At 65.6% G+C, this 10,115-nt stretch carries 21 protein-coding genes; all 21 read left to right on the top strand.

What is annotated here, in order from left to right; all coding sequences use genetic code 11:
* Positions 1-392: 392 nt before the first annotated feature.
* The 21 genes from rpsJ to rplO all read left to right on the top strand — a co-directional run bounded on the left by rpsJ (position 393) and on the right by rplO (position 10,061).
* A complete protein-coding gene (gene rpsJ, locus ACZ4VW_RS03965) occupies positions 393-701 on the top strand; it encodes a 30S ribosomal protein S10 (protein ID WP_003948644.1) in 309 nt (102 codons plus the stop codon).
* A gap of 13 nt (positions 702-714) precedes the next feature.
* A complete protein-coding gene (rplC, locus tag ACZ4VW_RS03960; protein ID WP_260229398.1) occupies positions 715-1,359 on the top strand; it encodes a 50S ribosomal protein L3 in 645 nt (214 codons plus the stop codon).
* Positions 1,360-1,363: 4 nt separating this feature from the next.
* Positions 1,364-2,014: a 50S ribosomal protein L4 gene (rplD, locus tag ACZ4VW_RS03955; RefSeq protein WP_355105119.1), complete on the top strand. Its 651-nt coding sequence runs from the start codon at positions 1,364-1,366 to the stop codon at positions 2,012-2,014.
* Positions 2,014-2,337, top strand: coding sequence for a 50S ribosomal protein L23 (rplW, locus tag ACZ4VW_RS03950; RefSeq protein WP_355105121.1), 324 nt, complete (start codon positions 2,014-2,016; stop codon positions 2,335-2,337). Before rplD ends, rplW begins: the two co-directional genes overlap by 1 nt.
* 39 nt (positions 2,338-2,376) lie before the next feature.
* Positions 2,377-3,213, top strand: a complete 837-nt coding sequence (gene rplB / locus ACZ4VW_RS03945; protein WP_401426981.1) for a 50S ribosomal protein L2 — start codon at positions 2,377-2,379, stop codon at positions 3,211-3,213.
* A gap of 12 nt (positions 3,214-3,225) precedes the next feature.
* Positions 3,226-3,507 (top strand): 30S ribosomal protein S19, encoded by a 282-nt coding sequence (gene rpsS, locus ACZ4VW_RS03940; protein ID WP_015035577.1) that lies wholly within the window; start codon positions 3,226-3,228, stop codon positions 3,505-3,507.
* A 43-nt stretch (positions 3,508-3,550) separates the two neighbouring features.
* Positions 3,551-3,898 (top strand): 50S ribosomal protein L22, encoded by a 348-nt coding sequence (rplV, locus tag ACZ4VW_RS03935; RefSeq protein ID WP_004571827.1) that lies wholly within the window; start codon positions 3,551-3,553, stop codon positions 3,896-3,898.
* A complete protein-coding gene (gene rpsC, locus ACZ4VW_RS03930; RefSeq protein ID WP_467958053.1) occupies positions 3,898-4,731 on the top strand; it encodes a 30S ribosomal protein S3 in 834 nt (277 codons plus the stop codon). The genes rplV and rpsC overlap by 1 nt, the downstream gene beginning before the upstream one ends.
* A gap of 5 nt (positions 4,732-4,736) precedes the next feature.
* On the top strand, positions 4,737-5,156 hold the full coding sequence (gene rplP, locus ACZ4VW_RS03925; RefSeq protein WP_015035580.1) for a 50S ribosomal protein L16: 420 nt from the start codon (positions 4,737-4,739) through the stop codon (positions 5,154-5,156).
* On the top strand, positions 5,156-5,380 hold the full coding sequence (rpmC, locus tag ACZ4VW_RS03920) for a 50S ribosomal protein L29 (RefSeq protein WP_028797851.1): 225 nt from the start codon (positions 5,156-5,158) through the stop codon (positions 5,378-5,380). The genes rplP and rpmC overlap by 1 nt, the downstream gene beginning before the upstream one ends.
* Entirely contained in the window at positions 5,380-5,661 is a 282-nt protein-coding gene (gene rpsQ / locus ACZ4VW_RS03915) for a 30S ribosomal protein S17 (RefSeq protein WP_352188389.1), read from the top strand. The genes rpmC and rpsQ overlap by 1 nt, the downstream gene beginning before the upstream one ends.
* Before the next feature lie 125 nt (positions 5,662-5,786).
* A complete protein-coding gene (gene rplN / locus ACZ4VW_RS03910; protein ID WP_003956455.1) occupies positions 5,787-6,155 on the top strand; it encodes a 50S ribosomal protein L14 in 369 nt (122 codons plus the stop codon).
* 2 nt (positions 6,156-6,157) lie between these two features.
* A complete protein-coding gene (gene rplX / locus ACZ4VW_RS03905; RefSeq protein WP_015035583.1) occupies positions 6,158-6,469 on the top strand; it encodes a 50S ribosomal protein L24 in 312 nt (103 codons plus the stop codon).
* On the top strand, positions 6,469-7,026 hold the full coding sequence (rplE, locus tag ACZ4VW_RS03900; RefSeq protein WP_260229393.1) for a 50S ribosomal protein L5: 558 nt from the start codon (positions 6,469-6,471) through the stop codon (positions 7,024-7,026). The genes rplX and rplE overlap by 1 nt, the downstream gene beginning before the upstream one ends.
* 5 nt (positions 7,027-7,031) lie before the next feature.
* Positions 7,032-7,217, top strand: coding sequence for a type Z 30S ribosomal protein S14 (locus tag ACZ4VW_RS03895; RefSeq protein ID WP_003948630.1), 186 nt, complete (start codon positions 7,032-7,034; stop codon positions 7,215-7,217).
* Between the two features lie 211 nt (positions 7,218-7,428).
* The gene (gene rpsH / locus ACZ4VW_RS03890; RefSeq protein WP_006347222.1) at positions 7,429-7,827 is read left to right on the top strand and encodes a 30S ribosomal protein S8; all 399 of its coding nucleotides are present in this window, start codon (positions 7,429-7,431) and stop codon (positions 7,825-7,827) included.
* A gap of 20 nt (positions 7,828-7,847) precedes the next feature.
* The gene (gene rplF / locus ACZ4VW_RS03885; protein WP_467958050.1) at positions 7,848-8,387 is read left to right on the top strand and encodes a 50S ribosomal protein L6; all 540 of its coding nucleotides are present in this window, start codon (positions 7,848-7,850) and stop codon (positions 8,385-8,387) included.
* A 3-nt stretch (positions 8,388-8,390) separates the two neighbouring features.
* Positions 8,391-8,774: a 50S ribosomal protein L18 gene (gene rplR / locus ACZ4VW_RS03880; protein WP_351793016.1), complete on the top strand. Its 384-nt coding sequence runs from the start codon at positions 8,391-8,393 to the stop codon at positions 8,772-8,774.
* A 45-nt stretch (positions 8,775-8,819) separates the two neighbouring features.
* Positions 8,820-9,422, top strand: coding sequence for a 30S ribosomal protein S5 (rpsE, locus tag ACZ4VW_RS03875; RefSeq protein ID WP_015035588.1), 603 nt, complete (start codon positions 8,820-8,822; stop codon positions 9,420-9,422).
* A complete protein-coding gene (gene rpmD / locus ACZ4VW_RS03870) occupies positions 9,422-9,604 on the top strand; it encodes a 50S ribosomal protein L30 (RefSeq protein WP_005313525.1) in 183 nt (60 codons plus the stop codon). The genes rpsE and rpmD overlap by 1 nt, the downstream gene beginning before the upstream one ends.
* 1 nt (position 9,605) lies before the next feature.
* A complete protein-coding gene (gene rplO, locus ACZ4VW_RS03865; RefSeq protein ID WP_467958047.1) occupies positions 9,606-10,061 on the top strand; it encodes a 50S ribosomal protein L15 in 456 nt (151 codons plus the stop codon).
* Positions 10,062-10,115 lie beyond the last annotated feature (54 nt).

Raw genomic sequence — 10,115 nt, 5'->3', positions numbered from 1 at the left:
TTTGATCTCCATCACGTCCGGGGTACTCTCTTCGGCCCGATTGGCCACCAGAGCATCCCGTATGGCAGACTGTCGGGGTTGCTCGGTTGAGTGCCGATGCTGCGCGCCTCCCGTCGGGAGGACCTGAAGCGAGTCCCACAGTACTCGTCGCTCCTTCTCAGGGGCGGACGTACGGGAATCTTCGGGGAAGCGTCAGCGGGGTGCCGACCAGGCACTCGGTGGGTGTTCTGCCCCCGGCTCGCGGTTCTGGGACCGCACCCCCTTGGTTGGGAGATCCTTAGGGATTTCTGCGTAGAGGGAGTGCGACACGCCCGACCGCGTGGGTCGGAGGCAGAGTTACGAGAACCCCCGAGTCCAGAGCGTTAACCAAGACAAAGGACTACTGAGTAGCCATGGCGGGACAGAAGATCCGCATCCGGCTCAAGGCCTACGACCACGAGGTCATCGACTCCTCGGCGAAGAAGATCGTCGAGACGGTGACGCGCACTGGTGCGTCGGTCGCGGGCCCGGTGCCGCTGCCCACTGAGAAGAACGTGTACTGCGTCATCAAGTCGCCGCACAAGTACAAGGACTCGCGCGAGCACTTCGAGATGCGCACGCACAAGCGCCTCATCGACATCCTCGACCCCACGCCGAAGACGGTTGACTCGCTCATGCGCCTCGACCTCCCGGCGGGCGTCGACATCGAGATCAAGCTCTGAGGTGACGCGCGAGATGGCTAAGAACATCAAGGGCATCCTGGGCGAGAAGCTCGGCATGACGCAGGTCTGGGACGAGAACAACCGGGTCGTCCCGGTGACCGTCGTCAAGGCCGGCCCCAATGTCGTGACCCAGGTGCGTACGAACGACATCGACGGCTACGAGTCGGTCCAGATCGCCTTCGGCGAGATCGACCCGCGCAAGGTGAACAAGCCCCTCAAGGGTCACTTCGCCAAGGCCGACGTCACCCCGCGCCGTCACCTTGTGGAGCTCCGCACCGCTGACGCCTCCGAGTACACGCTCGGCCAGGAGATCACCGCCGAGCTCTTCGAGGCCGGTGTGAAGGTCGACGTCACCGGTAAGAGCAAGGGCAAGGGCTTCGCCGGTGTCATGAAGCGCCACAACTTCCGTGGTGGCAAGGCCTCCCACGGTGCCCACCGCGTGCACCGCAAGCCCGGTTCGATCGGTGGCTGCGCCACCCCGGGCCGTGTCTTCAAGGGCATGCGCATGGCCGGCCGCATGGGCAACGAGCGCGTGACCACCCAGAACCTGACCGTTCACGCCGTTGACGCGGAGAAGGGCCTGCTCCTGATCAAGGGTGCGGTTCCTGGTCCGAACGGCGGCCTCGTCCTGGTCCGCACCGCGGCCAAGGGGGCCTGAGGATATGAGCACCATTGACATTCTGTCGCCCTCCGGCGACAAGACCGGGACCGTCGAGCTCCCGGCCGAGATCTTCGAGGCCAAGATCAGCATCCCGCTGATCCACCAGGTCGTCGTCGCGCAGCTGGCCGCCGCCCGTCAGGGCACGCACAAGGTCAAGACGCGTGGTGAGGTCCGCGGTGGTGGCAAGAAGCCGTACCGCCAGAAGGGCACCGGCCGCGCCCGTCAGGGTTCGACCCGCGCCCCGCAGTTCGCCGGTGGTGGCGTCGTGCACGGTCCCGTGCCGCGTGACTACTCGCAGCGGACCCCCAAGAAGATGAAGGCCGCCGCCCTCCGCGGTGCCCTCTCCGACCGGGCGAACCACTCCCGCATCCACGTCGTCTCCGGCGTGGTCGAGGGTGGCATCTCCACGAAGGCCGCGAAGACGCTGTTCGGCAAGATCTCGGAGCGCAAGAACCTGCTCCTGGTCGTCGAGCGCTCCGACGAGGCCGCGTGGCTGTCCGCTCGCAACCTGCCCCAGGTCCACATCCTGGAGCCGGGCCAGCTGAACACGTACGACGTGATGCGATCCGACGACGTGGTCTTCACCCAGGCCGCTCTCGAGTCCTTCGTGTCTGGCCCCAAGGCCGAGACCACCGAAGGGAGCGAGGCCTGATGTCCGAGGCCACGATCACCAGCAAGACCTTCACGGACCCGCGTGACATCCTCGTCAAGCCGGTTGTTTCCGAGAAGAGCTACGCCCTGCTGGACGAGAACAAGTACACGTTCATCGTCGCGCCTGGCTCGAACAAGACCCAGATCAAGCAGGCCGTCGAGGCGGTCTTCTCGGTCAAGGTCACCGGGGTCAACACGATCAACCGTCAGGGCAAGCGCAAGCGCACCCGCACCGGTTTCGGCAAGCGCGCCAACACCAAGCGCGCCATCGTGACCCTTGCCGAGGGCAACCGTATCGACATCTTCGGCGGCCCGACCTCCTGACGGAGGTCGAGTCGTCCGGAATCGGACGAGGACTGAGAAATGGGAATCCGCAAGTACAAGCCGACTACGCCGGGCCGTCGTGGCTCCTCCGTAGCCGACTTCGTCGAGATCACGCGGTCCACGCCGGAGAAGTCGCTGGTCCGCCCCCTGCACAGCAAGGGCGGCCGTAACAACACCGGTCGTGTGACCGTCCGTCACCAGGGCGGTGGCCACAAGCGCGCCTACCGCGTGATCGACTTCCGTCGTCACGACAAGGATGGCGTGCCGGCCAAGGTCGCTCACATCGAGTACGACCCGAACCGCACCGCTCGCATCGCGCTGCTCCACTACGCGGACGGCGAGAAGCGCTACATCATCGCCCCGCGTGGACTCGCGCAGGGTGACCGGGTGGAGAACGGCCCTGGCGCCGACATCAAGCCCGGCAACAACCTGGCCCTCCGCAACATCCCGGTCGGTACCACGATCCACGCGATCGAGCTCCGTCCCGGCGGTGGCGCCAAGTTCGCCCGTTCCGCGGGTGCCTCCGTGCAGCTGCTGGCGAAGGAGGGCACGATGGCCCACCTTCGTATGCCGTCCGGCGAGATCCGTCTCGTCGACGCCCGCTGCCGCGCCACCATCGGTGAGGTCGGCAACGCCGAGCAGTCGAACATCAACTGGGGCAAGGCCGGCCGCAAGCGCTGGCTGGGCGTTCGCCCGACCGTTCGCGGTGTGGCGATGAACCCGGTCGACCACCCGCACGGTGGTGGTGAGGGCAAGACCTCCGGTGGTCGCCACCCGGTCTCCCCGTGGGGTCAGAAGGAGGGTCGTACTCGCTCGCCGAAGAAGGCTTCGAGCAAGTACATCGTCCGCCGCCGCAAGACGAACAAGAAGCGCTAGGAGCGGGTTTAGATGCCGCGCAGTCTCAAGAAGGGACCCTTCGTTGACGGCCACCTCGTGAAGAAGGTGGACGCTCAGAACGAAGCCGGTACCAAGAACGTCATCAAGACCTGGTCCCGTCGCTCGATGATCATCCCGGCCATGCTCGGCCACACGATCGCGGTGCACAACGGCAAGACCCACATTCCGGTGTTTGTCACCGAGTCGATGGTCGGCCACAAGCTCGGTGAGTTCTCGCCGACGCGCACCTTCCGGGGTCACGTGAAGGACGACCGGAAGTCGAAGCGCCGCTAGTAGCGGGGTGGAATCGACCATGACAGACACTGGAAGGACAACCATGGAAGCCAGGGCCCAGGCGCGGTACATCCGCGTCACGCCCATGAAGGCCCGCCGCGTGGTGGACCTTATCCGTGGCATGGACGCCACGGAGGCTCAGGCGGTCCTGCGTTTCGCCCCGCAGGCCGCGAGCGTGCCGGTTGGCAAGGTGCTGGACAGCGCCATCGCCAACGCTGCACACAACTACGACCACACTGACGCCTCTTCGCTGGTCATCAGCGAGGCGTACGTGGATGAGGGCCCGACCCTGAAGCGGTTCCGTCCGCGTGCTCAGGGCCGTGCCTACCGGATCCGTAAGCGGACCAGCCACATCACCGTGGTCGTCAGCAGCAAGGAAGGAACCCGGTAATGGGCCAGAAGGTTAACCCGCATGGGTTCCGGCTCGGCATCACCACGGACTTCAAGTCCCGCTGGTACGCCGACAAGCTGTACAAGGACTACGTCAAGGAAGACGTCGCCATCCGTCGGATGATGACGTCCGGCATGGAGCGCGCCGGCATCTCGAAGGTTGAGATCGAGCGCACCCGTGACCGCGTGCGGGTGGACATCCACACCGCGCGTCCCGGCATCGTCATCGGCCGCCGTGGCGCCGAGGCCGACCGCATCCGCGGCGACCTCGAGAAGCTCACGGGCAAGCAGGTCCAGCTGAACATCCTCGAGGTCAAGAACCCCGAGATGGACGCTCAGCTGGTTGCTCAGGCCGTTGCCGAGCAGCTCTCCTCCCGCGTCTCCTTCCGTCGTGCCATGCGCAAGAGCATGCAGGGCACGATGAAGGCCGGCGCCAAGGGCATCAAGATCCAGTGCGGCGGTCGCCTCGGCGGCGCCGAGATGTCCCGCTCGGAGTTCTACCGCGAGGGCCGCGTGCCCCTGCACACGCTCCGTGCGAACGTCGACTACGGCTTCTTCGAGGCCAAGACGACCTTCGGCCGCATCGGCGTGAAGGTCTGGATCTACAAGGGCGACGTCAAGAACATCGCCGAGGTCCGCGCCGAGAACGCCGCTGCCCGCGCCGGCAACCGTCCGGCCCGCGGTGGCGCTGAGCGCCCCGCCGGCCGTGGTGGCCGCGGTGGCGAGCGTGGCGGTCGCGGTCGCAAGCCGCAGCAGTCGGCTCCTGCCGCCGAGGCCCCCAAGGCCGACGCCGCTGCCGCTGCTCCGGTTGAGAGCACCGGAACGGAGGCCTGACCGAAATGCTGATCCCCCGTAGGGTCAAGCACCGCAAGCAGCACCACCCGAAGCGCAGCGGTATGTCCAAGGGTGGTACGCAGGTTGCGTTCGGCGAGTACGGCATTCAGGCCCTCACTCCGGCGTACGTGACCAACCGCCAGATCGAGGCGGCTCGTATCGCGATGACCCGCCACATCAAGCGTGGCGGCAAGGTCTGGATCAACATCTACCCGGACCGCCCGCTGACCAAGAAGCCTGCCGAGACCCGCATGGGTTCCGGTAAGGGTTCCCCGGAGTGGTGGATCGCGAACGTCAAGCCCGGTCGGGTGATGTTCGAGCTGTCCTACCCGAACGAGAAGATCGCGCGCGAGGCCCTGACCCGTGCGGCCCACAAGCTGCCGATGAAGTGCAAGATCGTCAAGCGCGAAGCAGGTGAGCTGTGATGACCGCCGGTACCAAGGCGTCCGAGCTGCGCGAGCTGGGCAACGAGGAGCTTGTCGCCAAGCTCCGCGAGGCCAAGGAAGAGCTGTTCAACCTCCGCTTCCAGGCGGCGACGGGCCAGCTCGAGAACCACGGGCGGCTCAAGTCCGTCCGCAAGGACATCGCGCGGATCTACACCCTGATGCGTGAGCGCGAGCTGGGCATCGAGACGGTGGAGAGCGCCTGATGAGCGAGAGCAACGTGACTGAGAAGACCGAGCGCAACGCCCGCAAGGTCCGTGAGGGCCTGGTCGTCAGCGACAAGATGGACAAGACCGTCGTCGTCGCCGTCGAGGACCGCGTCAAGCACGCGCTGTACGGCAAGGTCATCCGCCGTACGAACAAGCTCAAGGCTCACGACGAGCAGAACGCTGCCGGCGTCGGCGACCGCGTCCTCCTGATGGAGACCCGGAAGCTGTCGTCGACGAAGCACTGGCGCGTCGTCGAGATCCTCGAGAAGGCCAAGTAGGGATTTTCCCGCAAGGGAAATCCAAAGACACAGCCTGAGGGGTTTCCCTCAGGTCAGTTCCGCCAGGCTCGGCAGGGGCACTCCGGTGCCCCTGCCGGGAACCGGCAGACAATCAGGAGATAGACGTGATCCAGCAGGAGTCGCGACTGCGTGTCGCCGACAACACTGGTGCCAAGGAGATCCTTTGCATCCGTGTTCTCGGTGGTTCCGGTCGCCGCTACGCGGGCATCGGTGACGTCATTGTCGCCACCGTCAAGGACGCGATCCCCGGTGGCAACGTGAAGAAGGGTGACGTCGTCAAGGCGGTCATCGTTCGCACCGTCAAGGAGCGCCGCCGCCAGGACGGCTCGTACATCCGCTTCGACGAGAACGCCGCTGTCATTCTCAAGAACGACGGCGACCCTCGCGGCACCCGTATCTTCGGCCCCGTGGGCCGTGAGCTGCGCGAGAAGAAGTTCATGAAGATCATCTCGCTCGCGCCGGAGGTGCTGTAAGCATGAAGATCAAGAAGGGCGACCTGGTCCAGGTCATCACCGGTAAGGACAAGGGCAAGCAGGGCAAGGTCATCACGGCCTTCCCCCGTGAGAACCGCGTCCTGGTCGAGGGTGTCAACCGGGTCAAGAAGCACACCAAGGCCGGCCCCTCGCAGGCCGGTGGCATCGTCACGACCGAGGCGCCTGTCCACGTCTCCAACGTCCAGCTGGTCGTTGAGAAGGACGGCAAGAAGGTCGTCACGCGCGTCGGTTACCGCTTCGACGACGAGGGCAACAAGATCCGCGTTGCCAAGCGGACGGGTGAGGACATCTGATGGCTACCACCACCACTCCGCGTCTCAAGACGAAGTACCGCGAGGAGATCGCGGGCAAGCTGCGTGAGGAGTTCTCGTATGAGAACGTCATGCAGATTCCCGGCCTCGTGAAGGTCGTGGTCAACATGGGTGTGGGCGACGCCGCCCGCGACTCCAAGCTGATCGAGGGCGCCATCCGCGACCTCACCACGATCACCGGTCAGAAGCCGGCCGTCACCAAGGCCCGCAAGTCCATCGCGCAGTTCAAGCTGCGCGAGGGTCAGCCGATCGGTGCGCACGTCACCCTCCGTGGCGACCGCATGTGGGAGTTCCTCGACCGCACCCTGTCGCTCGCGCTTCCGCGCATCCGCGACTTCCGTGGTCTGTCCCCCAAGCAGTTCGACGGGCGTGGCAACTACACCTTCGGTCTCACGGAGCAGGTCATGTTCCACGAGATCGACCAGGACAAGATCGACCGTGTCCGGGGTATGGACATCACCGTGGTGACCACGGCGACCAACGACGCTGAGGGCCGTGCCCTTCTCCGTCACCTCGGCTTCCCGTTCAAGGAGGCGTAAGCGAGATGGCGAAGAAGGCTCTCATCGCGAAGGCTGCCCGCAAGCCCAAGTTCGGCGTGCGCGGCTACACGCGCTGCCAGCGCTGTGGTCGTCCCCACTCCGTGTACCGCAAGTTCGGCCTGTGCCGCGTGTGCCTTCGTGAGATGGCTCACCGTGGCGAGCTGCCGGGCGTGACCAAGAGCTCCTGGTAATCCCCCTCATCAGGGGATAACCGGAGTCTCTCGGTAAGCAGAGGGTTGGCAGAGGCCCACCGCTCCATGGCTTAGGCTAGGAGGGTTGGGCGTCTGCCGCCCGTACGACTTACTACGCCGTAGGTCCCCGCGCCGCACCCGTCCCGCCCCTGTGTGGGGAGAGGGATGGCGCATACAGGAAACCCCGGCGAGAGAGGCCGAAGGCCAATTCATGACCATGACTGATCCGATCGCGGACATGCTGACTCGTCTGCGTAACGCGAACTCGGCATACCACGACTCCGTGACGATGCCGCACAGCAAGATCAAGTCTCACATCGCGGAAATCCTCCAGCAGGAGGGCTTCATCACGGGCTGGAAGGTCGAGGACGCCGAGGTCGGCAAGAACCTCGTCCTCGAGCTCAAGTTCGGTCCGAACCGTGAGCGCTCCATCGCGGGCATCAAGCGGATCTCGAAGCCGGGCCTCCGGGTTTACGCGAAGTCCACCAACCTGCCGAAGGTTCTCGGCGGCCTGGGCGTGGCGATCATCTCCACGTCCCACGGCCTCCTGACCGGCCAGCAGGCGCAGAAGAAGGGCGTGGGTGGGGAAGTCCTCGCCTACGTCTGGTAGTCGGGAACGGAGGAATAGCTATGTCTCGTATCGGCAAGCTCCCCATCCCGGTTCCCGCCGGCGTGGACGTCACCATCGATGGCCGCACGGTCACCGTCAAGGGCTCCAAGGGCACCCTGACGCACACCGTTGCCGCCCCCATCGAGATCGTTAAGGGCGAGGACGGCGTTCTGAACGTCACCCGTCCGAACGACGAGCGTCAGAACAAGGCCCTCCACGGCCTGTCCCGCACGCTGGTGGCCAACATGATCACCGGTGTGACCCAGGGATACGTGAAGGCGCTCGAGATCAGCGGTGTCGGTTACCGCGTGGCCGCGAAGGGCTCCAACCTGGAGTTCCAGCTCGGCTACAGCCACCCGATCCTGATCGAGGCGCCCGAGGGCATCTCGTTCAAGGTCGAGTCGCCGACCAAGTTCTCGGTCGAGGGCATCGACAAGCAGAAGGTCGGCGAGGTCGCGGCGAACATCCGCAAGCTGCGGAAGCCCGACCCGTACAAGGCCAAGGGCGTCAAGTACGCCGGCGAGGTCATCCGCCGCAAGGTCGGAAAGGCTGGTAAGTAAGCCATGGCATACGGTGTGAAGATCGCCAAGGGCGACGCTTACAAGCGTGCGGCCAAGGCCCGCCGTCACATCCGCATCCGCAAGAACGTGTCGGGTACGGCGGAGCGTCCGCGCCTCGTCGTGACGCGTTCGAACCGCGGTATCACCGCTCAGGTCATCGACGACCTCAAGGGTCACACCCTTGCGTCCGCGTCGAACCTGGACGCGTCGATCCGCGGTGGCGAGGGTGACAAGTCGGCGCAGGCCAAGCAGGTCGGCGCTCTCGTCGCCGAGCGCGCCAAGGCCGCGGGTGTCGAGACTGTCGTGTTCGACCGTGGTGGCAACAGGTACGCCGGGCGCATTGCCGCTCTGGCTGACGCCGCCCGCGAAGCCGGGCTGAAGTTCTAAGCCCCGGTTCCGGGACTAACGGACGTAACAGAGAGAGGTAATCCAATGGCTGGACCCCAGCGCCGCGGAAGCGGTGCCGGTGGCGGCGAGCGGCGGGACCGGAAGGGCCGCGACGGTGGCGCTGCCGCCGAGAAGACCGCGTACGTTGAGCGCGTTGTCGCGATCAACCGCGTCGCCAAGGTTGTCAAGGGTGGTCGTCGCTTCAGCTTCACCGCGCTGGTCGTGGTGGGCGACGGTGACGGCACCGTAGGTGTCGGTTACGGCAAGGCCAAGGAAGTTCCCGCGGCCATCGCCAAGGGTGTCGAGGAAGCCAAGAAGAACTTCTTCAAGGTTCCGCGCATCCAGGGCACCATCCCTCACCCGATTCAGGGCGAGAAGGCCGCGGGCGTCGTCCTGCTCAAGCCGGCTTCCCCCGGTACCGGTGTTATCGCCGGTGGCCCGGTGCGTGCCGTGCTCGAGTGCGCCGGCGTTCACGACATCCTGTCGAAGTCGCTCGGCTCCGACAACGCGATCAACATCGTGCACGCGACCGTGGAGGCCCTGAAGGGCCTGCAGCGTCCCGAGGAGATCGCGGCTCGCCGTGGTCTGCCGCTCGAGGACGTCGCCCCCGCGGCTCTGCTTCGTGCGCGTGCGGGAGCGGGTGCGTAATGGCTCGCCTCAAGATCACGCAGACGAAGTCGTACATCGGCAGCAAGCAGAACCACCGCGACACCCTGCGTTCGCTCGGGCTCAAGCGCCTGAACGACGTGGTCGTCAAGGAGGACCGCCCCGAGTTCCGCGGAATGGTTCACACCGTCCGCCACCTCGTGACGGTCGAGGAGGTCGACTGACATGGCGGAGAACAACCCGCTGAAGGTCCACAACCTCCGTCCCGCCCCGGGTGCCAAGACCGCCAAGACCCGCGTGGGTCGTGGCGAGGCGTCCAAGGGTAAGACGGCCGGTCGTGGTACGAAGGGCACCAAGGCCCGTTACCAGGTTCCGCAGCGCTTCGAGGGCGGGCAGATGCCCCTCCACATGCGTCTGCCGAAGCTCAAGGGCTTCAAGAACCCGTTCCGCACCGAGTACCAGGTCGTGAACCTGGACAAGCTGGCCGCGCTCTACCCGCAGGGTGGCGAGGTCACGGTGGCCGATCTGGTCGCCAAGGGTGCGGTTCGTAAGAACCAGCTCGTCAAGGTGCTCGGCACCGGCGAGGTCTCCGTGGCGCTGCAGGTGACGGTCGACGCCGTCTCCGGCTCCGCCAAGGAGAAGATCGCCGCCGCCGGCGGCACCGTCACCGAGCTCGTCTGAGACGACTCGATGGCCTGAACATCCGACCGGGGATGCCTCCCAAAAGGGGCATCC

The sequence above is a fragment of the Streptomyces sp. NPDC029139 genome (genome assembly GCF_055564335.1).
This window is presented reverse-complemented; position numbering and strand designations above follow the sequence as displayed.

Excerpts from the sequence above, each read along its gene's own strand:
- rplR (WP_351793016.1), top strand. The coding sequence starts at position 8,391 with ATGGCATACGGTGTGAAGATCGCCAAGGGCGACGCTTACAAGCGTGCG.
- rplC (WP_260229398.1), top strand. The coding sequence starts at position 715 with ATGGCTAAGAACATCAAGGGCATCCTGGGCGAGAAGCTCGGCATGACG.
- rpsQ (WP_352188389.1), top strand. The coding sequence starts at position 5,380 with ATGAGCGAGAGCAACGTGACTGAGAAGACCGAGCGCAACGCCCGCAAG.
- rplF (WP_467958050.1), top strand. The coding sequence starts at position 7,848 with ATGTCTCGTATCGGCAAGCTCCCCATCCCGGTTCCCGCCGGCGTGGAC.
- rplV (WP_004571827.1), top strand. The coding sequence starts at position 3,551 with ATGGAAGCCAGGGCCCAGGCGCGGTACATCCGCGTCACGCCCATGAAG.
- rplB (WP_401426981.1), top strand. The coding sequence starts at position 2,377 with ATGGGAATCCGCAAGTACAAGCCGACTACGCCGGGCCGTCGTGGCTCC.
- rplX (WP_015035583.1), top strand. The coding sequence starts at position 6,158 with ATGAAGATCAAGAAGGGCGACCTGGTCCAGGTCATCACCGGTAAGGAC.
- rpmD (WP_005313525.1), top strand. The coding sequence starts at position 9,422 with ATGGCTCGCCTCAAGATCACGCAGACGAAGTCGTACATCGGCAGCAAG.
- rplE (WP_260229393.1), top strand. The coding sequence starts at position 6,469 with ATGGCTACCACCACCACTCCGCGTCTCAAGACGAAGTACCGCGAGGAG.
- rpsS (WP_015035577.1), top strand. The coding sequence starts at position 3,226 with ATGCCGCGCAGTCTCAAGAAGGGACCCTTCGTTGACGGCCACCTCGTG.
- rpsJ (WP_003948644.1), top strand. The coding sequence starts at position 393 with ATGGCGGGACAGAAGATCCGCATCCGGCTCAAGGCCTACGACCACGAG.
- rplW (WP_355105121.1), top strand. The coding sequence starts at position 2,014 with ATGTCCGAGGCCACGATCACCAGCAAGACCTTCACGGACCCGCGTGAC.
- rpsE (WP_015035588.1), top strand. The coding sequence starts at position 8,820 with ATGGCTGGACCCCAGCGCCGCGGAAGCGGTGCCGGTGGCGGCGAGCGG.
- rplP (WP_015035580.1), top strand. The coding sequence starts at position 4,737 with ATGCTGATCCCCCGTAGGGTCAAGCACCGCAAGCAGCACCACCCGAAG.
- rpmC (WP_028797851.1), top strand. The coding sequence starts at position 5,156 with ATGACCGCCGGTACCAAGGCGTCCGAGCTGCGCGAGCTGGGCAACGAG.
- rplO (WP_467958047.1), top strand. The coding sequence starts at position 9,606 with ATGGCGGAGAACAACCCGCTGAAGGTCCACAACCTCCGTCCCGCCCCG.
- rplD (WP_355105119.1), top strand. The coding sequence starts at position 1,364 with ATGAGCACCATTGACATTCTGTCGCCCTCCGGCGACAAGACCGGGACC.
- ACZ4VW_RS03895 (WP_003948630.1), top strand. The coding sequence starts at position 7,032 with ATGGCGAAGAAGGCTCTCATCGCGAAGGCTGCCCGCAAGCCCAAGTTC.
- rpsH (WP_006347222.1), top strand. The coding sequence starts at position 7,429 with ATGACCATGACTGATCCGATCGCGGACATGCTGACTCGTCTGCGTAAC.
- rpsC (WP_467958053.1), top strand. The coding sequence starts at position 3,898 with ATGGGCCAGAAGGTTAACCCGCATGGGTTCCGGCTCGGCATCACCACG.